This window comes from Cellulosimicrobium sp. Marseille-Q8652, from assembly GCF_965112045.1.
Window position 1 is genome coordinate 1,366,219 of the sequence record NZ_CBCOPS010000002.1, and the last position, 22,905, is coordinate 1,389,123.

Below are 22,905 nucleotides of genomic sequence, written 5' to 3' on the forward strand. Positions count from 1 at the left end.
CCTCGCGCGAGGGGTCGTGTCGACGTCGCCCGCTCCGGAGCCCGGCGTAGGCCGGGGGAGCGGTGCACGCACGCGACGCCCCGACGGTTCAGCGGGTCCGGTAGCGCGCGTAGAGGAGCCCGCTGTCGAACGTGCGCTGGTCCACGAGCTCGAGGTCGAGGCGCACGCCCTCGGGAAAGAACCGTCTGCCCCCGCCGACGACGCTCGAGGTGATGAACAGGTGGTACTCGTCCACCAGGCCCGCCGCGATCGCCTGGGCGGCGAGGTTCGGGCCGTCGACGGAGAGATCGTGATCCGTCTCGGCCTTCAGCCGGCGCACGGCGTCCGGGTCGAAGGTCCGCTCGATCCTGGTCCTCTCGCTCGACACCGACTCCAGCGTCGTCGAGAACACGATCTTGTCCGCCGCCTGCCAGTCGCGGGCGTACTGCACGATGTGCGGGGGAGCGTCGGGATCCTCGTGCGCCGTCTCCCAGAACACCATCGTCTCGTACATCCGCCGCCCGTAGAGGAACGTGCGCACGGGCCGGAAGAGGTCACCGATGAACGTGTGCACCTCCGGCACCTCGGCGCCGACGCCCAGGTCGCCCTCCGCCGCCTCGGCGTAGCCGTCGAGCGAGGTGATCATCGAGTAGATGAGCTTGCCCATGTCGTCTCCTTCGGGGTGGCCCCGTCGCGCTGCCGTCGTCGTGGAGGCTGTGACCCGTGCACGACCTCGGACTCATCGGGCGGCTGCTCGGATCGCCCGACCGGGGCAGCGGGCCGACGCGACGAGGGCGGATCACGTCAGGCTGCTGGTCGAGAGGGCCGGTATCGCTGGGCGACGACGCCCGACCGGAACTCCTGGCGATCCACGAGCTCGAGCTGGGTGCGATCGCGCAGACCGGAGAGCAACGTCGGCCCGTGCCCGGCGAGGACGGGGTGCACGAGGAAGACGTACTCGTCGATCAGGCCCAGGTCGGCCAGGGCCACGGGGAGCGCCACGCCACCCACGAACAGGCCCTCGCCCGGCTCCTGCTTGAGCTGCCGAACGGCGTCGCCCACGTCGCCCTGCACCAGCTCGGCGTTCCAGTCGACCCCGCTGAGCGTGGACGACACGACGTGCTTCCTCGCGCGGTCGAGTGTCTCGGCGAACGGGATCTCCCACTCGTCCATCCAGTCGGGCCACGTGCCGGAGGCCGGGCGCCGCCAGGCCGACTGCATCATCTCGTAGGTCACCCGGCCGAAGATCACGGCATCGGCCTTTCCCATCTCCGCGGTCCAGTAGCGCATCGACTCCTCGTCGGGGGGAAGCCCTGCCTCGTGGTGACAGCAGCCGTCGAGCGTGACGTTGATCGAGTATCGGAGTGGTCTCATCTGGTCGCTCCCTTGGTGCGCGCAGCGCGTTTCACCGGACCGTGCTGAGACTCCTCACGGCGGCAATTCTCATCGGCCTGGATCGTCCCGATCTGGCCCCGGTCGTGGCCCGGTGTGATGTGGCGCGTTCGCGCGGGGGAGGGGGCTCCACCGCAGGTGCTGCTCGAGCTCCCCGCGACGACGAGGGCGTGCCGACCTGCGTCGGCCCGGGCGCGAACGCGGTCCTCGGCAGCAGCAGCACCTCTGCGGGTCGTCGTGCGGGCTCGGACGGTCCTGGTGGCCGAGGCGCGCATGGCCGTGCTCGCCGCGGCAGGGCTCAGCCCGCTAGTTATGACAACTCGCCACACACCGTCGTCGTAGCCGCACCCAGCAGTGCCCGCCCTGGGACAGGTGCGGGGTGCGTAGACTCCGGCGATGAGTCTTCTTGCTGCAGAGCACGCGCTCCACGCCGCCCAGCGCGCCGGCGACATCACCGCCCTGGAGGCGCTGCTGCATCCTCGGTGCGTCGGCGCCGGCCCCGACGGCTCTGTCTTCTCCAAGGACGACGACCTGGAGAGCTACCGCTCGGGTTCACTGCAGATCACCCGCCTGGACGAGGAATCGCTCGACGTCCGGGAGGGGGCCTCGAGCGGAGCGACCAGGCTGGTCGCCGCCGTGGAGGCGGTCCAGGGCGGCACCGCCGTCTCCGCGCGGTTGGTCTACACGCGGCTCTGGGTGCGCACGGACGAGGGCTGGCAGGTTCTGGCTGCCACGCTCGCACCAGCCGGCGACCCTGCCTAGGCGCACGAACGCCGTTCTGGCCGTGAGACCTGAGCATCTGCATCGCAGGAGGCCTGGACCAGCAGTTCGCCGATAATGTACATTATGTCATTTCGCTGCCGAGAGCGGCACCGTCCTGCATCACCGGGCCGTCGCGGAGCCTCCCCCCGAGCATGACGACGATCACCGCACCGCGCGCGCAAGCGCCCGTCTGCGACCTCGCCGTGCTCCCGTCTCCCGCAGCCGAGCTGCGCACGCACGACGTCCGCGAGGTCCGGCCAGGCGCACCCTGCAGCGAGCGGCCGGGACCGTCGAGGATTCTCGGCGTGCTGGCGGCCGCCCCGGTCGTCGTGGTGTCGCTCGTCGCGTTCCTGCTGGTCGCCGCCGTCGTGGGCGTCGCGACGTGCTGCGTCTGGCTCTGGCGCACGGTGTCCCCTGCGCCCGGCGACCGGTCCGATCCGCTCGCCCAGGACGAACCGGTCGTGCAGGACGAGCCGCGGCCCCAGGGCGAAGCGCTGTCGCAGCTCTCGTGGCAGTCGGGCCCGACGGCCACGCCGGGCCGGTTCACCCTGGCCAGGGATCGTACGTTCGGCTATGATCTGTAGAATCGGACATACAGCCTAAACCAGTGTGTTTAGGTCAACACCCTGGTGTGGGGTCACGAGGGCGCGGCGTTCGTCGGACGGCCGTCGCGCATGACCCCCGGCCGCCATCGCCGAGCGTCCCACGAGCAGGCCTCTCTCCCCGCGCAGCGTGACTGCGAGCGATCTCCCGGTGCGGCGACGCCCGCTCGGACGCCCGCTCGGCGGTCCGCGTCCGGTCCGCGTCCGGTCCGCTGTCTCCTCGGTGTGCCAGGGTGGTCCACGTGACCTTCGGACGACCCCCTGCGCGCACCGCTCCCCCGCCGCCCGTGCCCGGTGTGGTGCCGGCCCGGCCGCGGACGGTCCACGTCGTGACCCACCCCGAGGCGACGCACCACGTCGAGGGTCTCGTCGGTGGGCAGCACGACTCCGACCTGACGCCGGCGGGTGCTCGCAGGGCCGAGCGGATCGGCTCCGTGCTGCGCGACCGGATCGCCGCCGGCACCGCCGGGACGGGCGTCGTGGCCTCGGACCTGCTCCGGACGCGGCGGACCGCCCTCGCCATCGGCGGCGCCCTCGACGTCGTGCCGACGTACGACGGCGGTCTGCGCGAGAAGTCGTACGGAGTTGCCGAGGGACGTCCCCAGGGGTGGCTGGACGCCCGTTTCGTCCCGCCGCCGAAGGTCGGTGACCGGCTGCGGCACGACGAGGGCGTCGAGGGGGCCGAGTCCCGTCTCGACCTCGCGCTCCGCGTCTACGCCGCGACGGCACGCGCCCTGGAGGCGCACGACGGCGATCACCTGGTCGTCGTCACGCACGGGTTCGCCGCGACCTTCGTCGTGGCGGCGTGGATCGGCATGCCGGTCGAGGCCGCGGGTCACGTGACCTTCCCGGTGCCGTCCGGCAGCATCACCACGCTCCGGGAGGACGCGTTCTTCGGCAACCGGGCGGTCGTGTCCGTCGGCGAGGTGCCGCACCCCGCCTGACCTGCGATGTCGGTGCGTCGGCCTAGGCTCGGCGCGTCCGGTCAGTCCAGGTCGAAGGGAGCCCGAGAGGGATGGTCGCACCGCCGCGCCTCGAGCAGGTCACCGTGCGGGAGGCCGCCGACCGGTACCTCGCGAGCGTCGCCACGCAGACCGTGCGCGGCGTGCTCTCCGCGACGACGCAGCGCAGCTACGACCGCGACGTGCGCGAGTTCGCGCGGCTCGTCGGGCCCGGGCGGGTCCTCGACGACGTCACCGGCGACGACGTCGACGACGTCCTCGTGCGCTACCAGACCACTCCGGACCTGCGGTACCAGGACCCGACCCGCAAGCCCGGGGGCACCGGCCGCTCCCCCGCGACCGTCAACCGCTTCCGCCAGTCGCTCACCCGCTTCTTCGCCCACGCGGCCCGCGAGGGATGGGTGCAGGCCGACCCCATGCAGTGGGCCGCTCCCCCGGCCCGCCTGCGCGACGGGCTCCGCGTCGCGCGCACGGCGCTGTCCGCAGGGTCGGCGGCCGCCCTCCTCACGGTGGCGACCGACCACCCGCCGGCCGAGGCGGCACGTCAGGACCACGACCTGCGGCTGCGCGACCGCCTCGTCGTCGCGCTGCTCCTCGTGCTGGGGCCCCGCGTGTCCGAGCTCGTGCGCGCGGACGTCGACGACTTCGCCCGCGAGCCCGGCCGGACGCGGTGGCGCATCCACGGCAAGGGCGGGCACGTGCGCACCGTGGAGCTGTCCCCGCCCCTCGCCGACGCGCTCGAGGAGTACCTCGCGCGCCTGCGACCGGTGCTGCGCGCGCGACGGCCGAGCGACCCCGACGCCCAGCGGGCGCTCCTGCTGTCGTGGCGCGGGCGCCGGGTCGACGCCCAGGCCGTGCGCGCCCTGCTGCGTCGGTGCGTCGACCGCATGCCCGACCAGTACCGGCGCGAGGCCACGCCCCACGCCCTGCGGCACACCACCGCGACCCTCCTCGCGGCCGACGGCTGGGACGTCAAGGTCGTCGCGGAGCTCCTCGGGCACGCGTCGATCGCCACGACCGGGGTCTACCTGGACCGCATCGAGGGCGAGCTCGCCGCGGCGATCCGGTCCCACCCGTTGAGCGCGGCGCTCGACGCCGGTCAGGAGGCGGGACTGCATCGCGGCGGCGCGGAGTAGTGTGCGCTGCATGGTCGCGAACCGGCGCGAGGACGCGCTCCGGCGGCTCGAGCTCGTCGAGACGGACGAGCCCGCACCGGACGACGCCTTCCCGCCGGACCCTCCGCTCGCGCACGCGCCGGACCCGGCGGACCGGGCGTCCCCCGGTGCGCGGCCGACCGCCGGGGGCGCCCGGTCCGCACGACGCCGCATCGTGACGGCGGTGGTCGCCGTCGCCGTCGTCGCCCTCGCCTTCACGGCGAGCAGCCTGTGGCAGTCGCGCGCAGACCGCGTCGCGCTCCTCGACGCGCACGGCGGCGTCTCGTCGCTCGCGACGCCCCCGGTCGCACGGTGGGCCACCGGCACGACCGCCGCCGACGTGTGGGCCCTCGGCGACGCGCTCGTCGTCGTGGAGGCGGACGAGGTCACCGGTCTCGACCCTGCCGACGCGGACCGCCTCTGGTCCGTCGACCTGGGCGCCGCACCGCGCTGCGGACCTCCGCCGGAGGGCATGACGAGCGCACCGCTGGACGAGCTCGTGTGCCTCACCGGCCCGGAGGACGACCCGAGCGCATGGGTCCTCGACGCGAGCGGTTCGGTGCGCTCGCGCACGGCCCTGGGTGACGAGCACGGGCGGGCGCTCGCCGCTCCGGACGGGCACGTCGTGCGCTGGCAGCGCACGGGCGGCGTCCTGGAGGTCGTGGTGCAGGACGCCGCCGACGCGTCGGTGGACTGGCGCTCCACGGTCGCTCCCGACGACCTCGTGCGCAGGGACCTGTGCCGCCCCCAGGTGTCGGCCTACGCGACGGCTCGCGTCGAGCACGGCCTGCTGGTCCTGCGGGGCTGCCGCCTGAGCGCCGTCTTCACCCTGGACGGGGCGCGCGTCGACGACGCCGGAGAACCCGTGACGTCGCAGGTGCTCGCCTCCCGGGCAGGGACGTACCTGCGCACGACGAGCGGCTCCTCGACCGGGGCGGTCGAGATCACCCAGCTCGTCCGCACCGACGGCACGGTCGAGCGCATCGTGCCCGGTCGGCCCCTCGTCCCGCTCGCCTCGGACGGCACGGCCGACCCCACCCGGCTCCTCCTCGTGCCGAGCGGCGTCCAGGCGGTCGACCTGTCCGGGAACGAGCGCTGGACGCTCAGCGGCACCGTGTCCCAGGTCGTCGCCGTCGCCGACGGCACGGCGGTGCTCGACCTCGGGTACGTCGTCCTGGGCGTCGACCTCGCCTCGGGCCGCGAGCTGTGGTCGTGGGAGCGTGCGGACCTCGGCACGACCGATGCCGTCGTGGGCGCGTTCACCGACGGGGACGTCGCGGCGCTGGTCGTCAGCTCCCTCGAGGGCTCGGGCGGTGCCCGCATCGTGGCGCTCGACCTCGAGACCGGCGACGTGGCCTGGGACGAGACGCTGCCACTCACCGCGACCGGGTTCTGCGCCGTCGGCGGCCGGCTCGTCCACGTCGACCCGTCCCTGGGTCAGCTCGTCGTCCACGGGTGACGGCCGCCGCAGCGCAGCGGCGCCCGGGGGCACCGGTCGGCTCGTCGGGGTGACCGCCCCGAGATCACCCGCGCGTCACCGCCGTCGCCGCTCGCGGCGCGGTCCGCGGCGGCTACGGTGAGCACGTGCGCATCCTCCCTCCGACCTCCTGGCAGCTGGCTCGGCGCATCGTCGCGCGCGCCCTCGTGCTGACCGTCGCCGTCCCGGCGACCGTCGCGGGGGCGCTCGTCGTCGCCGACGCGATCCGCAAGCGGCGCAACACGGTCGAGGCGTCGTTCCCGCGGTCCGCGCCCGCCGAGGCGGAGGTCGCCGGGACGACGGCCACCGTCTACACCTTCGGGGACGACCTCTACCGGGAGATGCTCGCCGCCATCCGCGGCGCACGGACCTGCATCCTGCTCGAGACGTACATCTGGAAGGCCGACGCGGTCGGCGAGCAGTTCAAGCAGGCGCTCGTCGAGGCGAGCGAGCGGGGCGTGGAGGTCTTCGTGATCTACGACGGGTTCGCCAACCTCGTCGTGCCGCGCGACTTCTACGACCTCCCCGAGCCGGTCCACGTCATCCGGTACCCCGTCTTCCGGCCGGGCGTCCTCATGCTCAACGTCCGCAAGTCGGGCCGTGACCACCGCAAGATCCTCGTCGTCGACGACGAGATCGGCTTCGTCGGCGGCTACAACATCGGTGCTCTGTACGCGACGCAGTGGCGCGACACGCACGTCCGGCTCGAGGGCCCCAGCACCTGGGAGCTGCGCAACGCGTTCGTCGACTTCTGGAACGCGAACCGTGCGGAAGGACAGCCGCTGCTCGCCGACCCCGGGTCGATGCACTGGGAGCCGCGTCTGCGCGCGGCACGCAACGCTCCCGCGCACCTCGTGTTCCCGATCCGCGGCATCTACCTCGACGCGATCGACCGGGCGAGCTCGCACGTCTACATCACGCAGGCCTACTTCATCCCGGACCGGGAGATCCTCGCGACCCTGCTGACGGCGGCGGCGCGCGGCGTCGACGTCCGCGTGCTGGTTCCCGAGCGCTCCAACCACGTCGTCGCCGACTGGCTGTCCCGCGGCCTGTACACGACCCTGCTCAAGGGCGGCGTGCGCATCCACCTGTACCGGGACGCGATGGTGCACGCGAAGACCGCCACGATCGACGGCCGCTGGACCACGATCGGGACCGCCAACATCGACCGCCTCTCCCTCACGGGCAACTACGAGGTCAACCTCGAGATCACCGACGAGGGCGTCGCTGAGCAGATGGAGAAGATCTTCGCCGTCGACCTGTCGAACACGCGCGAGCTCACGCTCGCCGAGTGGGAGACCCGGTCCCTGGCGGCCAAGCTCGGCGAGGTCGTGCTCACCCCGCTGCGCCCGCTGCTGTAGCGGGCGCAGCGGGGTTCAGGCGTTGGCCCACACGCCGAGCTCGTTGCCGCTCGGGTCGAGGAAGTGGAAGCGGCGTCCGCCGGGGAACTCGTACGGACCGTTGACGACGGTGCCGCCGGCGGCCTCGACCCGGGCCAGGGTGTCGTCGAGGTCGTCGCTGTACAGCAGGACGAGCGGACCACCCCGGGTGACGGACTCGGCGAGCAGCAGGCCGCCGGCCTCGTCCGTCTCGCTCCCGGACTCCGCGGCGGTGCGGATGCCCGAGTACTGGTCGCCGTACGAGGTGAACGACCAGCCGAAGGCGGTGCCGTAGAAGTCCTGTGCTGCGCGCATGTCGGTGACGGAGATCTCGACGTAGTCGATCGTGAGCGGGACGGAGTGCGTGTGCTGCGTCATGGCGACACGTTCCCGCACGCCACCCACAGCGACGCCGGACGGGCCGGTCGACACGCCGGCGCCGGGCGCGACGGCGGCTGCCGGGACTCGAAGGGCGCCGCCGCTCAGGAGGTCTCGCGCGCGGCGTCCGCCGCCTCCTCCTCCGGACGCGGCGGGACGGTCTCGTCGTCCTCGAGCAGCGCGACCTCGCCGTACTCCGGGTGCTCGCGCAGCACCGCGTCGGACTCCGCGGAGGGGTCGGGGACGACCTCGGCCGTCTCCCCCGTGCGGAGCGGGCGGTACACGGAGGTCCCACCGGTGCGGCCCTGACCGAGGAGCCGGTCGACGACCGCGTGACCGGCGTCCGACAGGAGGGCGTCGTGGACGGGGACGACGACGCGCGCATCGGCGGCGCGCACGAAGTCGATCGTCTCCGCGAGCTTCAGCCACGGTCCGGAGACGGGCGCGAGCAGCACGTCGAGCCGCGTGCCCCCCAGCGTGTCGACCGGGTCCTTCGCCTCCCGTGCGCCTGGCAGGTCGAACGAGTCGCCCGGGTGGTAGATCGACGCACCACCGGCCGACAGGAGGTAGGTGACGTTCGCGACCCGCGGCACGTCGCGGTGGACGAGGGCGTGCCGGCCACCGCCGACCACGACCTCGACGCCACCGATCTCGATCCCGTCACCCGGTGCGACGGCGTGCACGCGCCCCGCCGCGTCGTCGGGAAGGGTCGTGCGCAGGCCCGCGACGACGACCTCCGGCGCCCAGACCTCGAGGTCGCCGCTGTCCCGCAGGGCCGCGCCGAGCGCCGCCGTGTCGACGTGGTCGGCGTGCTCGTGCGTGACGAGGACGGCGTCCGCGGCGCGCAGCGCGCCGGCGGCGTCGGACAACGTGCCCGGGTCGAGCACGACGGTCGTCGCGCCATGACGCAGCGCGACGCACGCGTGCCCGTGGAACGTGATCTGCATGAGCTCCTCCGTCCGGTCCGACCTCAGCCGACGACCAGGACCAGGTCGCCGCCCTCGAGCTGCTGCACCGCGCCGATCGCGACGCGCTGCACGGTGCCCGCGACCGACGTGGTGATCGCCGCCTCCATCTTCATCGCCTCGACGGTCGCGACCGTCTGCCCGGCCTCCACGACGTCGCCCGCGACCACCACCGGCGTCACCGCGCCCGCGAAGGGCGCCGCGACCTGCCCCGGCTGCGTCGGGTCGGCCTTCTCCGCGGCACGCACGTCCGCGTCCACCGAGCGGTCCCGGACCTGGATCGGTCGCAGCTGACCGTTGAGGGTGAACATCACCGTACGCATACCCCGCTCGTCCGGCGTCCCGATCGCCTCGAGGCCGACGAGCAGCCGCACGCCCCTCTCCAGGCCGACCGCGACCTCCTGGCCGGGCTCCAGCCCGTACAGGTACGTCGGGGTGTCCAGCACCGACACGTCGCCGAACGTCGAGCGCACCTGCTCGAACTCCTTCGTCGGTCCGGGGAACAGCAGGTGGTTCAGCCGACGACGGCGCACCGCACCGGGCTGCGCGAGCTCTGCCTCGTCCTCGTCGCTCAGCGCGGTCACGTCGGCGCGCGCCGAGCGCCCCTCGAGCGCACGGGACCGGAACGGCTCCGGCCACCCGCCCGGAGGATCGCCCAGCTCTCCGCCCAGGAACCCGACGACCGAGTCCGGGATGTCGAACGCTTGCGGGCTCGCCGCGAACTCCGCCGGGTCGGCGCCCACGGCGACGAGGTGCAGCGCGAGGTCGCCCACGACCTTCGACGACGGGGTCACCTTGACCAGCCGCCCGAGGATGCGGTCCGCGGCCGCGTACATCTCCTCGATCTGCTCGAACTTCTCCCCCAGCCCCAGCGCGATCGCCTGCTGCCGCAGGTTCGACAGCTGACCCCCCGGGATCTCGTGCTCGTACACCCGACCCGTCGGACCGGGCAGGCCCGACTCGAAGGGTGCGTACGCACGCCGCACGCCCTCCCAGTACGGCTCGAGGTCCGCCACCGCGCGCAGCGACAGGCCCGTGTCGCGCTCCGTGTGCTCGAGCGCCGCGACGAGCGCGGACATCGACGGCTGGCTCGTGGTCCCGGCGAGCGCGGCGCTCGCGGTGTCGACCGCGTCGACCCCGGCCGCCGCGGCGGCGAGGAGGGTCGCCGTCTGGCCCCCCGCGGTGTCGTGGGTGTGCAGGTGCACGGGCAGGTCGAACCGCTCGCGCAGCGCGGTCACGAGCCGCGCGGCGGCGGCGGGCCGCAGGAGTCCCGCCATGTCCTTGATCGCGAGGACGTGGGCGCCCGCGTCGACGATGCGGTCGGCGAGCCGCAGGTAGTAGTCGAGCGTGTACAGGTCCTCGGCGGGGTCCAGGAGGTTGCCGGTGTAGCACAGCGCCACCTCGGCGACGGTCGTCCCCGTCTCGCGGACCGCCTCGATCGCGGGGCGCATCTGGTCGACGTCGTTGAGGGCGTCGAAGACGCGGAACACGTCGATCCCGGTCGCCGCCGCCTCGGCCACGAACGCACGCGCGACCTGCGTCGGGTAGGGCGTGTAGCCCACGGTGTTGCGACCGCGCAGCAGCATCTGGATCGCGAGGTTCGGCATCGCCTCGCGCAGGGTCGCGAGCCGCTCCCACGGGTCCTCGCCGAGGAACCGCAGCGCGACGTCGTACGTCGCCCCTCCCCACGCCTCGACCGACAGCAGCCCGGGGGTGGCGCGCGCGACGTACGGCGCGACGGCGGCGAGGTCGTGCGTGCGGACCCGGGTGGCGAGCAGCGACTGGTGCGCGTCGCGGAAGGTCGTGTCGGTGACGCGCAGGCCCTGCTCGGCCCGCAGCGCGCGGGCGAAGCCCTCCGGGCCGAGCTCGAGGAGCTCCTGGCGCGTCCCGGGCGGCGGGGCGATCCCGAGGTCGAGGGACGGCAGCTTGAGCGCGGGGTCGGCGGCCGCGCGCGGCTCGCCGTGCGGGCGGTTGACGGTGACGTCCCCGACGTAGGCCAGGAGCCGCGTGCCCCGGTCCGCGCTCTCGCGGGCGGAGAGCAGCTCGGGGCGCTCGTCGATGAACGACGTCGCGACGTTCCCGGCGACGAACTCCGGGTCGGCGAGCACCGCCTGGAGGAACGGGATGTTCGTGCGGATGCCGCGGATGCGGAACTCGGCGAGCGCGCGCCGGGCGCGGCGGACGGCGGTCGGGAAGTCGCGACCGCGGCACGTGAGCTTGACGAGCATGGAGTCGAAGTGGCCGGAGACCTCCGACCCCGCGGTGGCCGTCGCGCCGTCGAGCCGCACGCCCGCGCCGCCCGGCGAGCGGTAGGCGATGATGCGGCCCGTGTCGGGGCGGAACCCGTTCGCGGGGTCCTCCGTGGTGATGCGGGTCTGCAGGGCGGCGCCGTTGACACGGACCTCCTCCTGGCGGATCCCGAGGTCCTCGAGCGTCTCCCCCGCCGCGATGCGCATCTGCGCGGAGACGAGGTCGACGTCCGTGACCTCCTCGGTCACCGTGTGCTCGACCTGGATGCGCGGGTTCATCTCGATGAACACGTGCTGACCGGCGCGCTCGCCGACGGTGTCGACGAGGAACTCGACCGTGCCGGCGTTCTGGTAGCCGATGTGGCGCGCGAACCGCACGGCGTCCGCGCACAGGGCGTCGCGGATCGCGGGGTCGAGGTTCGGTGCGGGGGCGATCTCGACGACCTTCTGGTGGCGGCGCTGCAGCGAGCAGTCGCGCTCGTAGAGGTGCACGACGTTCCCGGCGCCGTCGGCGAGGATCTGCACCTCGATGTGGCGCGGGCGCAGGACGGCCCGCTCGAGGAACACCGTCGGGTCGCCGAACGCGCCGTCGGCCTCGCGCATCGCGGCGGCGAGGGCCTCGGGCAGGTCTTCGCGCGTGTCGACGCGCCGCATGCCACGCCCGCCGCCGCCCGCGACGGCCTTGACGAACACCGGGAAGCCCACGGCGTCGGCGGAGGCGAGGAGCACGTCGACGTCGGCGGACGGCTCCGACGACGCGAGGACGGGCAGCCCCGCCTCGCGCGCGGCCTTGAGCGCACGGACCTTGTTGCCGGCGAGCTCGAGGACCTCGGGGGGCGGGCCGACGAACGTCAGGCCTGCGTCGGCGCACGCCCGCGCCAGGTCCGGGTTCTCGGAGAGGAAGCCATAACCGGGGTAGACCGCGTCGGCTCCCGACTCGCGCGCGACGCGCACGATCTCGTCGACGTCGAGGTACGCCCGCACCGGGTGGCCCGGCTCCCCGATCGCGTAGGCCTCGTCCGCCTTGAGACGGTGCTCGGAGTTGCGGTCCTCCTGCGGGAAGACGGCCACCGTCCGGGCGCCGAGCTCGTAGGCGGCGCGGAACGCGCGGACGGCGATCTCGGCGCGGTTGGCGACAAGGACCTTCGAGAACACGGCGCTCCATCCGACGGACCGTCCGGCGGCTCGGTGCTGGCGACCCGACCGGCTTCGGGCCGATCCTCCCACGCGCCCCGAGGCGGCGGTCCCGTCGCCCGTGTGACGTGCTCCACAGGGCAGGGCCCGACGTCGGACCCGACGGCGGGCGGCGCGGCTCAGCCGGCGGAGCGTGCCCGACGGCGGGCGGCGAGCTCGTCCTGCTCGCTGACCTCGGGGTCCGCGACGTCCTCGAGCGACTCGGTCGGCAGCTCGGAGAGCGTCCCCTCGACCTCGCGCCACACCCGTCCGACGGCGATGCCGAACACCCCCTGGCCGCCCTGGACGAGGTCGACGACCTCGTCGGGCGACGTGCACTCGTACACGCTCGCGCCGTCGCTCATGAGGGTGATCTGCGCGAGGTCGTCCACGCCGCGCTCGCGCAGGTGCTCGACGGCGGTGCGGATCTGCTGGAGCGAGACGCCGGTGTCGAGCAGGCGCTTGACGACCTTGAGGACGAGGATGTCGCGGAAGCTGTACAGGCGGTGCGAGCCCGACCCGGCGGCGGGCCGCACGGTGGGCTCGACCAGGCCGGTGCGCGCCCAGTAGTCGAGCTGTCGGTAGGTGATGCCCGCGGCCCGGCACGCGGTGGGGCCGCGGTAGCCGGTGGTGGTGTCCTGCTCGGTGATGTCCTCCCCGAAGAGGAGACCTTGCGCACCGTGCGGAATCGTCGCGCCGGCACCGACGCTCGCCTCACCGCTGCTCTTCACTGTCGCCTCCTGGGGTGATGTCTCGTCCACGCTATGGGCGCCGTAGGGGGCCGTCAACGACCGACGAGCCCACGCGTCGGGCGTGTCGCCGTCCTCACCCCCTGCACGGCGGTCCTTCACCCTCGACCTGAGGTCGAAGGTCCGTTCTGTCCAGAACATCCGGTGACACGGTGGTGCGGAGCGAGCGCACGTCACTCCTCGCTCGAGAAGTCCTCCGGTGTGACGTGCTCCAGGAAGTCGCGGAACCGCGCGACCTCCTCCTGCTGGGTGACGTCGACCACCTCGACGCCGGCGGTCGCGACCACCTCGGCCGAGCACAGCACGGGGCTGCCGGTGCGGACCGCGACGGCGATGGCGTCCGACGCCCGGGAGTCGAGCCGCACCCCGTTGCTGAGGACGAGCTCGGCGAAGAAGATCCCGCCGTCGAGCGCCACGATCTCGGCACGCTCGAGCCGGACGCCGACGGCCTCGAGCAGGTCGCGCAGCAGGTCGTGGGTCATCGGTCGCGGCGTGGGCAGGCCGGCCTGCGCCATCGCGATGGCGCTCGCCTCGCGCGGTCCGATGACGATGGGCACGACGAGGTCGGACGCACCGTCGAGCAGCAGCACCACGATCTCCTGGTCCCGCTGCTGCTGACGGACGCCGAGGACCTCCACGGGGACCATCGGCACGTCGTCGCTCACCCGTCCACGGTACGACGGTCGCGGGTATCCGGCAGGTCTGGAGGACCCCTGTCGCGGCGGTCAGCGCGTCAGGTCGTCGATGCCCTGGCGCAGGAACACCGTGTGCAGCCGCGCGCACATCTCGCCGACCTCGCCCGCGACGGTGCCCGCGTGCGCACGCGCCGACGCCGTCTGCTGGCTGCGCCACGGGGCGACGACCTGGTGCACGAGGCTCACGTGCCGGTCGGCGGCCGTGCGCAACGACCTCAGGTGCCGCGGCTCGATGCCGTACTCGGCGAGACCCGCCGCGAGCACGACGACGTCCAGGGCGTGCGCGTCGAGCTGGCCGCCGGGCGCCTGGACGAGCACCCCGGCCTGGATCAGGCCGTCGACGAGGCCCCGGTCGACACCAGCGGCGGAGACGAGCGCGTCGACGGTGTACCGCTGGCGGACCGCCGCGGAGCCCGGGTCGCCGTCGGCGGTCGCGAGGCGCGGCACGATGCCCTCGGCGGCCGTGCCGGCGTCGAGCGCCGCGAGGTTCTCCTTGATGACCTTCAGCGGCAGGTACCGGTCACGCTGCTCCACGAGGACGTACCGCAACCGCTCGACGTCGGCCGGGCTGTACTGGCGGTAGCCCGACGCCGTCCGCACGGGGTCGATGAGACCCTGCTCCTCGAGGAACCGCAGCTTGGAGTGGCTCACGTTCGGGAACTCGGTGCGCAGCGCGCGCAGCACGTCCGAGATGCGCATCGTCGCGCGGCGGGAGATGCCGTGCGGCCACGGCTCCTGGCCGGGTCCCTCCGGCTCCGGGACGCGTGCGACGCTCGTCGACGCGGTCACGACTGCGGCGCCGACCCGTCGGCCGGGCCGCCTGCGTGCGGGCTGGCGTGGAACGTGAGCCGGTACTTGCCGATCTGCACCTCGTCGCCCGTGCCGAGCACGGCGGCGTCGATCCGGCTCCGGTTGACGTAGGTGCCGTTGAGGGAGCCGACGTCCCGCACGACGAACCGGTCGTCCTCGCGGACGAACTCGGCGTGCTTGCGGGAGACGGTCACGTCGTCGAGGAAGATGTCGGCGTGCTCGGAGCGCCCGGCGACCGTGCGCTCGGCGTCGAGCAGGAAGCGCGAACCCTGCCCCGGGCCCCGCTGCATGATGAGGAGGGCGGAGTGCCGTGGCAGCGCCGCGACGGCGGCGACCTCCTCGGGGCTCAGCCCACCGGGCTGGACGCCCTCCTCGACCGGGGCCTCGATCCGGCCGAAGCTGATCGTCGTGTCGCTCCCCGCCCGGTTCGGCACGCCGGCACCACCTGGGACAGTCATCTCGCCTCCTCGGGACTCACGGCGCCCTCCGCGCGGCCTGGTTCGTCACGCGTCGGAGCTTCGCTCCTTCTGCGGGAAAACTACTACACCCGCAGGTCATGCGGTGCATCCGGCGCGACACTCCCCAACCTACCCGGCCTCGGGGACTGCCGGAAGCGCCTCGCAGGATCCGCCGCGCCCGCGACCCGTCAGCCGTCAGCAGGGACCGGCGTCGCGTACTGCGGCTCGGCGGGCTCGCGCGTGGACGTGACCTCGACCTGGTCCTGCTGTCGGACGGTGGTGCGCGCACCGTCGGTGCGCAGTGTCGCCATCGCGCCACCCGGGATCTCGAGCGCCGTCTCGAGCGTCGACGGGTCGCCGACGGCCGTCCACCGGTACGGCGACGAGATCGGCTGACCGTCCACCACGACCCCGTCCGCGGTGTCCTCGAAGTAGCTGCTCGCCACGAGCCGCACGCCGTTGACCTCCATGGCCTCGGCGCCGGCGTTGCGCAGCTCCTCGAGGACGTTGAACAGGGAGAACGCGTCCAGGGCGGAGCCGCCCTCGACGACCTCGATCTCGACGCCCGGCCCCTGCGCGGGCAGGCGCCCGGAGAGGATGCCCTGGGTCTGCTCCTGCTGCTGCGCGACCTCGAGCGCGGCACGCGCCCGGCCGGAGCCCGACTGCAGCTCGTCGCGCGTGGCCTCGAGCGAGGCGACCTGGTCCTCGAGCTCTCCGGACCGCTGCGTGACGTCGTCGAGCAGGCGGACGAGGTCGCTCTGCCGCAGCGAGGACAGCTGGTCCTCCTGGGTCTGGCTCACCTGGGCGACGAGCGCGAACCCGACGAGCGCGCACAGCACGCCCACGATGATCTGGGACCGGCTGGCCCGCGGGCGCAGCACCCTGCCGAGGCCCCGCAGACCCTGCGGCTCGGGGAGCTCACCGGCACCGTGCCGACCGACCGCCGCGGGCCGCGGCGTCGCAGCGGCCTCGTCGGGGGACGCGGCCTCGTCGGGGGACGCGGCCTCGTCGGGGGACGCAGCATCGTCGGCGGGCTCGGCCTCGGCCTCGTCCCCGGGCGCGCCGGTGCCGGGCGCCATACCCCCGGGAGAGGCCGCGACCGGCTCGACCGGTCCCCCGTCGGGTCCGTCCGACGTGCTCTCCCCGTCATCGTCCGCCGGGCCGGCCGGGTCGGCCGGGCGCTCCGGGAGGTTCGCGCCGTCGTCGGGCTGCGGCTCCGACCCGCCGCCGTCGTCCGAGGGGCCTTCGTCGAGGGTGCCCGGATCGTCGTGGCCCGTGCTCTGCTCGACGTCGCGGCCGTGTCCGTCGCCGGGGGCCTCGGCGAGACCGTCGACGGCGCCGCTGCCGGCCGTGCCCGGCGCGCCGGGGGCCTCGCGCACGGCAGCCGGTCCGTCGCCCGTGCCCGTGTCCGTCCCCGCGTCCTCGCCCGTGTCGCCCTCGTCGTCCTCCGGCTCGTCGTCCTCCGGCTCGTCGGTCGGCGTGCTCGCCGGGGGCGCGACGTCGACGGCGGTGTCCTCGTCGGGCTCCGTGGCGTCGGTGCGCGGGGCGCTCGCGGCCTCCCGTACCGGCTCGTCGGCAGCGCGGGAGTCGTCCCCGGGCGCGCTCGGGCCCCTCGGCACGGTGCCGTCGAGGGAGGCGTCGTCCGGCTCGGGGTGCGAGGGCCCGGTGGGTGCGGCAGCCATGGTCAGGCCTTGAAGACGTGCCGGCGGATCGCGGCCGCGTTGGAGAAGATGCGGATGCCGAGGACCACGACGACGGCGGTGGAGAGCTGGCTCCCGACGCCGAGCTGGTCGCCGAGGAACACGATGAGGGCTGCGACGACGACGTTCGACAGGAACGACACGAGGAAGACCTTGTCGTCGAACATCCCGTCGAGCATCGCCCGGAGCCCGCCGAAGAGCGCGTCGAGCGCGGCGACCACGGCGATGGGCAGGTACGGCTGGAGGTAGACGGGCACGGTGGGCTGCAGGACGAGCCCGGCGACGATGCCCACGACCAGTCCGACGACTGCGATCATTCGACGCTCTCCTGCGGTTCCTCGGGGGTGCCGGTCACGTCCCCGGAGGCCGGCGCCTCGGGCGAGGACCCGTCACCGGCGGGGTCCGGGACGGAGTCTACGGGCGCGCCCGGGACGCGCGCGAAGTACAGCGTGGGGTTGGGCCGGCCGGGGATCTCGAGCCTGCTCTGCGCGGTCACGCCGGACTGGATGCCGAACTCGGTGCTGAGCAGCCGCAGGTAGTCCGACGCCCCGGTCCGCACGAGGGCGGTGCGCATGGTGTCGGCGTCGCCGACGGCCTCCACGTGGTACGGCGGGACGAGGGGCTGCAGGTCGACGAGGATCGCGTCGCCCGCGCTGCGGATCGCGGACAGCCCCGTCAGGCGCTGGCCGTTGATCGCGACCGCCTCCGCACCCCCGGACCACAGGGCGTTCACGACGCGCTGCAGGTCCCTGTCCTGGACCAGGTTCGCGGACGTGGAGTCGTCCGCGCCCAGCCCGCCGCTCGCGTCGTCGAGCGTGACGACGACGCCGGGTCCCTCGACCGTCTGCGACCCGGTCGTCGCACCCTCGCGCTGCAGCGCGGCGAGCACGTCGTCGCTGAGCCCGCCCAGCGCCTCGTCCTGCAGCGCCTCGATCTCCGCCGAGACCTCGTTGGAGCGGGTCGCCAGCGCGTCGGCGTCCGCCTGCCGGTCCGTGATCTCCTGCTCGAGCGTCGCGCGCGCCTCGATCACCGCGGGCTGCGGCGCTCGCAGGTCCAGGGTCGCCGCGGTCGTCACGAGGCCGAGCACGACGGCGAGCCCGACGAGCAGGACGGTGCGCCCTCCCCGGCGCGGCTCCTGCCCCTGCGCGGCACGCCGGGCGGCGGCGGCCGCGTACCCGGGGTCGAGGGGGCGGTGCATCACCTCGTTGAGCAGCGTCATGGACGCGTCGACGGGGCCGCGCCGCGGTGTCTGCGGGTCCTGGCTCACGGCGCCCTCCCCGTCCGCGGCTCGCCGGCGTCGCGGTCGCCGGCCGCGGCGAGCGAGCGGGTCTGCGCGACGTACTGCACCCCGGCGAGCCAGTACAGGCCGATGCCCCACCAGGTGAACGCCCACCCGACGACCGCGGCCGCGTCGCCGAGCCAGCCCGGCATCTCCGCGAGCAGGAGCAGGGGGAACGCGTACAGCAGGGCGAACGTCCCGGCCTTGCCCGCGAAGCTCACGGGCAGCGGCCCGTACCCGTGGCGCGCGAGCCACGGCATGAGGCTGACGAGCAGCAGGTCGCGCGCGACGATGACGACGACGAGCCACAGCGGGACGACGTCGCGCCACGCGAGGCCGAGGAGCGTGACGAGGATGAAGAGCCGGTCGGCGGCGGGGTCGAGCATCTGCCCGAGCCTGCTCACCTGGTCGAGACGGCGGGCCAGCACCCCGTCCAGCCAGTCGGACGCGCCCGAGACGGCGAGCACGACGAGCGCCCAGACGTCGTAGCCCTCGACGATGAGGACCGCGAACACCGGCACGAGCAGCAGGCGCAGGAAGCTGATGACGTTCGGGACGGTCACGACGCGGGAGCTGACCCGCTGCCCTGATGCCACGCTCACCGCCCCTGCTCGTCCCGCTCGCCTGAGGATCGCGGCTCGCGCCGCGCGACCATCCTACGTACGGCGCACGCCGCCCGGGGTGCGCTTTTCCGGGCGCGCGGGACACCGCGCCCGAAATCACCCCGTCGCGCCCAGCGCGGGCCCCGTGCACGAGCCCCGCCCGACCCCTGGTGAGCGACGTCGCCGGTGGTGCCGCAGCCCCTGGTCGCCCGCTCCGGTAGGATGGTGGTCACCTGTGGAGTTCGTCGCTCGTCCCGCGTGTTCTGTGAGAGTGGCCGGATCCCCCGCCCGCACGGCCGTCATCGGCCGCGGTCGGCGCCCGGCCAGGTGTGTTCGGGAGTGCGACCTGCGAGAGCCGACCTGGCGACCGCACGCCACTCCCCACCCCGACACGAAACGGTCCTCACCGCCCCATGACTGCTGACGTCGTCGCGCCCTCGCGCGCCCTCGACCACTCCTCCACCGACTCCACCCCCGCCGCTGCCCCCGCCGACGACGCGTCGTTCGCGTCCCTCGGCCTCCCCGCGACGCTCGAGCGCGCCGTTGCCGACCTCGGCTTCGTCACGCCGTCGGCCATCCAGGCTCAGGCCATCCCCGCGCTGCTCGCCGGCCGCGACATCACCGGCGTCGCGCAGACCGGCACCGGCAAGACGGCCGCGTTCGGCCTGCCCCTGCTCGCCGCGATCGACCCCGCGCTGCGCCGCGTCCAGGCGGTCGTGCTGACCCCGACGCGCGAGCTCGCGATGCAGGTCGCCGACGCGATCGAGACCTTCGCCGCACAGCTGCCCAGGGTCGACGTCCTCGCCGTGTACGGCGGCTCGCCGTACCAGCCCCAGCAGCGGGCGCTCGCGGCCGGTGCGCAGGTCGTCGTCGGCACCCCGGGCCGCGTCATCGACCACATCGAGCGCGGCACGCTCGTGCTCGACGACGTGCGCTTCCTCGTGCTCGACGAGGCCGACGAGATGCTCCGCATGGGCTTCGCGGAGGACGTCGACACGATCTTCTCCCGCGCGCCGCGCGAGCGTCAGGTCGCCCTCTTCTCCGCGACCATGCCGGCCCCGATCCGCCGGGTGGCGGCCGAGCACCTCACCGACCCGGTCGAGATCGCGGTCTCGCGCCAGTCCTCCACCGTGACGAGCGTCCGCCAGACGTACGCGGTCGTGCCGTTCCGCCACAAGACCGGGTCGCTCGCCCGCGTCCTCGCGACGTCGGACGCCGACGCCGCGATCGTCTTCACCCGCACGCGCGGCGCGGCCGAGGAGGTCGGCTCCGCCCTCGTCGAGCGCGGCATCTCCGCCGCGACGATCTCGGGCGACGTCGCGCAGAAGGACCGCGAGAAGATCGTCGAGCGGCTGCGCTCCGGCGCCCTCGACGTGCTCGTCGCGACCGACGTCGCGGCCCGCGGCCTCGACGTGGACCGCATCGGCCTCGTCGTGAACTTCGACCTGCCGGGCGAGCCCGAGGCGTACGTGCACCGCATCGGCCGCACCGGTCGCGCGGGCCGCACGGGCGAGGCGCTGAGCTTCGTCACCCCGCACGAGCGCGGACGCCTGCGCGCGATCGAGCGCACGACGCGCACGCCGCTCGAGGAGGTGGAGATCCCCTCCCCCGCGGACGTGTCCGCGCACAAGGCGCGCCGCCTGCTCGAGCAGGTCCCCGAGCGTCGCGAGGCGGGCCGCCTCGCGATGTACGCCGACATGGTGCGCACGTTCGTCACCGAGCAGGACGTCGACCCGATCGACCTCGCCGCCGCGCTCGTGGCGCTCGCCGTCGGGGACGACGGCCCGCGTGCTCGTGAGGAGCAGGAGCGGTTCGAGGCGGAGCGGGCGCAGGCGCGCGAGCAGTCGCGCTCGGCCCGGACCGAGCGCTCGGGCGACCGTGGCGCGTCGCGCGGGGACCGCGCGTCGGGCCGCCGCGACGGTGACGGGACGCGCGGCATCCGTCGCGACGCCGTCGGGACGCGGTACCGCCTGTCGGTGGGTCACACGCACGGCGCCCAGCCGGGTGGCATCGTCGGTGCGCTGACGAACGAGGCGGGGCTCAACGGGTCCGACGTCGGCAAGATCGACATCTTCCCGTCGTTCTCCCTCGTCGACATCTCGGCGCCTCTCGACGACGCGACGCTCGACCGCATCTCGCGCGCCCGCGTGGCGGGCAAGTTCCTGCGCATCCGCGTCGACGAGGGCGCGCCGCAGGCCCGCGGCCGCGCGCCGCGCCCCACCGGTGACCGCCCGCGCGGCGCCCACGGCCCCTCGGGCCGCAGCGACGAGCGTCGCGAGCGCACGGACCGTCACGACGACCGGGGCGACCGCAAGCCGCGCCACCGCACGTCGTTCTGACCACCGCACCGTCGGCGGCACGACGCGAGGCCCTCACCCGGACCGGGTGGGGGCCTCGCCTCGCTCAGCGCGACGGCGGGAACGGTCAGCGGCGTACCCGCTCGGACGCGAGGAGCGACCAGACCTGCTTGTCGTAGCGCACGCCCTGGTACGGCCACGCCTCGCGGCGGACCCCCTCGAGCGTCATCCCGAGCCGCCGGGCCACTGCTGCGCTGCGGTCGTTGTCGGCCCGGCAGTGCCATTCGGCGCGGTGCAGGCCCCGGGTGGTCAGGGCCCAGTCGAGCAGCACGCCGGACGCCGCGGTCACGAGCCCGTGGCCCTGGGCCGAGGGCTCCAACCAGCAGCCGATCTCGCACGCGCCGGAGGCGACGTCGAACGCGGTGAACATGACACCGCCGACCAACGTCCCGTCCCGCCAGATGCCGTACAGGCGCGCGCCGTCGGCGGCCGCCCGCTCGGCGTACCGCGTGAGCGTGGCCCGTGCGCCGTCGGCGTCGTCGGTGACGAACCCGGGCCCCACCCAGGGGCGGATGTGCTCGCGCGCGCGGTCGAGATGGTCGGCGAGCTCGTCGGCGTGCCAGACCTCCAGGGGAGCGAGCCGGGCATCGTCACGCAGGGGCAGGGAGAACATCGGCGGCCTCCTTCACACAACGGGTGTTACGTCAATGTACCGTGGCCGCATGGCACGGCCCCAGGGAGATCACGAGGCCCGTCGGCACGACGTCTCCGCAGCCGTGTGGCGCGTCATGGCCGCGCGCGGGTTCGCCGGCCTGACGCTGCGCGCCGTCGCCGCGGAGCTCGGCGCGACGACCGGCCTGCTCACGCACTACTTCCCGACCAAGCGGGACCTGGTGGCGTACGCGCTCGACCTGCTCGAGGAGCGCACGCTCTCCCGCCCCCGCCGCCAGGCGGGTGAGGGCCTGGCCGCACTCAGGGACGCCCTGCTGGACATGCTGCCGCTCACCGCCGAGGCCACGGAGAGCAACCGCGTCTGGGTCTCGTCCTGGGACGACGCTCTCGCGGACCCGGCCCTCCGCGCCGACCACGCCCGCAGGTACGGCCAGGGCAGGGAACGGCTGCTCCAGCGGGTGTCCGCCGCCCAGGAGGCGGGCGAGCTGCCCCCGGGCGAGCCCGCCGACCTCGCGGCAGGGGCGCAGGCGTTCACCCTCGGGCTGGTGGTCCAGGCCGTGCTCGACCCGGAGGCGTTCCCGCCCGCGAGGCAGGTCGAGCTCCTGGACGTCTACCTGGCCGGTCTTGCCGCCCGCCTGGGCCCCCCGACCTGACCCGACCCCTAGTGGTCCCGTCCCTCGCGCGCCTCGCCGTGCGCCTGCACGAGCGCGGCCAGGCGACGCGCCTCGAGGTCTCCGCGGGCGCCGTCGGCGCGCTGGATCCCCATGACCGCGAGCGTGGACCCGTCCGCGAGGTCCAGCCGCACCCAGGGGTCACCGCTGCCGAACCGCACGGACACCACCTGCGCCCACTCGAGCTCGCGCGCGTAGATCACGTTCCGCACCCGCAGCCCCGTGCGGCTCGGCGTGGCGTGCACCCCGCCGAGGCGCCACAGCAGCCACGCCGCGAACAGGGCGAAGGCCGCGAGGGACAGCCGGTTGACCCACGCCGTCCCGAGCGGACCGGTCGCGAGCAGACCGACGACGACGCACCCACCGACCACGACGACGCCCGTCACCCACGCCGACACCAGGCCGAACCGCGGCCGGAACACCCGGTACGGGTCGTCACGACGATCACCCGGCAGCCCCGCCTCCGGGAACGACGCACCACTCATGGCGCCACCGTCTCA

At 74.2% G+C, this 22,905-nt stretch carries 23 protein-coding genes; 8 read left to right on the top strand and 15 right to left on the bottom strand.

Annotation, left to right across the window (positions count from 1 at the left end; genetic code table 11):
* Nucleotides 1–88: 88 nt before the first annotated feature.
* Together ACWPWV_RS15995 and ACWPWV_RS16000 are read right to left on the bottom strand one after the other, a co-directional pair.
* Nucleotides 89–646, bottom strand: a complete 558-nt coding sequence (locus tag ACWPWV_RS15995) for a dihydrofolate reductase family protein (RefSeq protein ID WP_454043925.1) — start codon at nucleotides 644–646, stop codon at nucleotides 89–91.
* A 137-nt stretch (nucleotides 647–783) separates the two neighbouring features.
* Entirely contained in the window at nucleotides 784–1,353 is a 570-nt protein-coding gene (locus ACWPWV_RS16000) for a dihydrofolate reductase family protein (protein ID WP_454043926.1), read from the bottom strand.
* 414 nt (nucleotides 1,354–1,767) lie between these two features.
* Here ACWPWV_RS16000 and ACWPWV_RS16005 point away from each other — a divergent pair, with 414 nt between their 5' ends.
* The 6 genes from ACWPWV_RS16005 (at nucleotide 1,768) to ACWPWV_RS16030 (ending at nucleotide 7,689) form a co-directional block, all read left to right on the top strand.
* A complete protein-coding gene (locus ACWPWV_RS16005) occupies nucleotides 1,768–2,133 on the top strand; it encodes a nuclear transport factor 2 family protein (RefSeq protein ID WP_454043927.1) in 366 nt (121 codons plus the stop codon).
* A 152-nt stretch (nucleotides 2,134–2,285) separates the two neighbouring features.
* Entirely contained in the window at nucleotides 2,286–2,717 is a 432-nt protein-coding gene (locus ACWPWV_RS16010; RefSeq protein ID WP_454043928.1) for a hypothetical protein, read from the top strand.
* A gap of 347 nt (nucleotides 2,718–3,064) precedes the next feature.
* The gene (locus ACWPWV_RS16015) at nucleotides 3,065–3,679 is read left to right on the top strand and encodes a histidine phosphatase family protein (protein WP_454043929.1); all 615 of its coding nucleotides are present in this window, start codon (nucleotides 3,065–3,067) and stop codon (nucleotides 3,677–3,679) included.
* 71 nt (nucleotides 3,680–3,750) lie between these two features.
* Nucleotides 3,751–4,833, top strand: a complete 1,083-nt coding sequence (locus ACWPWV_RS16020) for a tyrosine-type recombinase/integrase (protein WP_454043930.1) — start codon at nucleotides 3,751–3,753, stop codon at nucleotides 4,831–4,833.
* 10 nt (nucleotides 4,834–4,843) lie between these two features.
* A complete protein-coding gene (locus ACWPWV_RS16025; RefSeq protein WP_454043931.1) occupies nucleotides 4,844–6,310 on the top strand; it encodes a hypothetical protein in 1,467 nt (488 codons plus the stop codon).
* Between the two features lie 125 nt (nucleotides 6,311–6,435).
* Nucleotides 6,436–7,689 carry a phospholipase D-like domain-containing protein gene (locus ACWPWV_RS16030; protein WP_454043932.1) on the top strand — a complete coding sequence of 418 codons (1,254 nt, stop codon included), beginning with the start codon at nucleotides 6,436–6,438 and terminating at the stop codon, nucleotides 7,687–7,689.
* A gap of 15 nt (nucleotides 7,690–7,704) precedes the next feature.
* Here the strand turns inward: ACWPWV_RS16030 and ACWPWV_RS16035 are convergent, their stop codons facing one another.
* From ACWPWV_RS16035 to ACWPWV_RS16085, 11 genes are all read right to left on the bottom strand, one after another.
* Nucleotides 7,705–8,085 carry a VOC family protein gene (locus tag ACWPWV_RS16035; protein WP_454043933.1) on the bottom strand — a complete coding sequence of 127 codons (381 nt, stop codon included), beginning with the start codon at nucleotides 8,083–8,085 and terminating at the stop codon, nucleotides 7,705–7,707.
* A 104-nt stretch (nucleotides 8,086–8,189) separates the two neighbouring features.
* A complete protein-coding gene (locus ACWPWV_RS16040; RefSeq protein WP_454043934.1) occupies nucleotides 8,190–9,032 on the bottom strand; it encodes an MBL fold metallo-hydrolase in 843 nt (280 codons plus the stop codon).
* A gap of 23 nt (nucleotides 9,033–9,055) precedes the next feature.
* Nucleotides 9,056–12,454, bottom strand: coding sequence for a pyruvate carboxylase (locus tag ACWPWV_RS16045; protein WP_454043935.1), 3,399 nt, complete (start codon nucleotides 12,452–12,454; stop codon nucleotides 9,056–9,058).
* 158 nt (nucleotides 12,455–12,612) lie between these two features.
* On the bottom strand, nucleotides 12,613–13,203 hold the full coding sequence (locus ACWPWV_RS16050; protein WP_454043936.1) for a MerR family transcriptional regulator: 591 nt from the start codon (nucleotides 13,201–13,203) through the stop codon (nucleotides 12,613–12,615).
* 191 nt (nucleotides 13,204–13,394) lie between these two features.
* The gene (locus tag ACWPWV_RS16055; protein WP_454044565.1) at nucleotides 13,395–13,868 is read right to left on the bottom strand and encodes a bifunctional nuclease family protein; all 474 of its coding nucleotides are present in this window, start codon (nucleotides 13,866–13,868) and stop codon (nucleotides 13,395–13,397) included.
* A gap of 78 nt (nucleotides 13,869–13,946) precedes the next feature.
* On the bottom strand, nucleotides 13,947–14,705 hold the full coding sequence (ftsR, locus tag ACWPWV_RS16060) for a transcriptional regulator FtsR (protein WP_454043937.1): 759 nt from the start codon (nucleotides 14,703–14,705) through the stop codon (nucleotides 13,947–13,949).
* The gene (locus tag ACWPWV_RS16065; RefSeq protein ID WP_454043938.1) at nucleotides 14,702–15,184 is read right to left on the bottom strand and encodes an FHA domain-containing protein; all 483 of its coding nucleotides are present in this window, start codon (nucleotides 15,182–15,184) and stop codon (nucleotides 14,702–14,704) included. The genes ftsR and ACWPWV_RS16065 overlap by 4 nt, the downstream gene beginning before the upstream one ends.
* Nucleotides 15,185–15,372: 188 nt before the next feature.
* Nucleotides 15,373–16,866, bottom strand: coding sequence for a DUF881 domain-containing protein (locus tag ACWPWV_RS16070; RefSeq protein WP_454043939.1), 1,494 nt, complete (start codon nucleotides 16,864–16,866; stop codon nucleotides 15,373–15,375).
* Nucleotides 16,867–16,868: 2 nt separating this feature from the next.
* Nucleotides 16,869–17,201 (bottom strand): small basic family protein, encoded by a 333-nt coding sequence (locus ACWPWV_RS16075; protein ID WP_251150960.1) that lies wholly within the window; start codon nucleotides 17,199–17,201, stop codon nucleotides 16,869–16,871.
* Nucleotides 17,198–18,151 (bottom strand): DUF881 domain-containing protein, encoded by a 954-nt coding sequence (locus ACWPWV_RS16080; RefSeq protein WP_454043940.1) that lies wholly within the window; start codon nucleotides 18,149–18,151, stop codon nucleotides 17,198–17,200. Before ACWPWV_RS16080 ends, ACWPWV_RS16075 begins: the two co-directional genes overlap by 4 nt.
* Nucleotides 18,148–18,765, bottom strand: a complete 618-nt coding sequence (locus ACWPWV_RS16085; RefSeq protein WP_454043941.1) for a CDP-alcohol phosphatidyltransferase family protein — start codon at nucleotides 18,763–18,765, stop codon at nucleotides 18,148–18,150. Before ACWPWV_RS16085 ends, ACWPWV_RS16080 begins: the two co-directional genes overlap by 4 nt.
* Before the next feature lie 413 nt (nucleotides 18,766–19,178).
* Here ACWPWV_RS16085 and ACWPWV_RS16090 point away from each other — a divergent pair, with 413 nt between their 5' ends.
* Nucleotides 19,179–21,104, top strand: coding sequence for a DEAD/DEAH box helicase (locus ACWPWV_RS16090; RefSeq protein WP_454043942.1), 1,926 nt, complete (start codon nucleotides 19,179–19,181; stop codon nucleotides 21,102–21,104).
* 85 nt (nucleotides 21,105–21,189) lie between these two features.
* Here ACWPWV_RS16090 and ACWPWV_RS16095 read toward each other — a convergent pair whose 3' ends face one another.
* Entirely contained in the window at nucleotides 21,190–21,735 is a 546-nt protein-coding gene (locus tag ACWPWV_RS16095; protein WP_454043943.1) for a GNAT family N-acetyltransferase, read from the bottom strand.
* 49 nt (nucleotides 21,736–21,784) lie between these two features.
* Here ACWPWV_RS16095 and ACWPWV_RS16100 point away from each other — a divergent pair, with 49 nt between their 5' ends.
* A complete protein-coding gene (locus ACWPWV_RS16100; RefSeq protein WP_454043944.1) occupies nucleotides 21,785–22,387 on the top strand; it encodes a TetR/AcrR family transcriptional regulator in 603 nt (200 codons plus the stop codon).
* 8 nt (nucleotides 22,388–22,395) lie between these two features.
* Here the strand turns inward: ACWPWV_RS16100 and ACWPWV_RS16105 are convergent, their stop codons facing one another.
* The gene (locus ACWPWV_RS16105) at nucleotides 22,396–22,890 is read right to left on the bottom strand and encodes a PH domain-containing protein (RefSeq protein ID WP_454043945.1); all 495 of its coding nucleotides are present in this window, start codon (nucleotides 22,888–22,890) and stop codon (nucleotides 22,396–22,398) included.
* Nucleotides 22,891–22,905 lie beyond the last annotated feature (15 nt).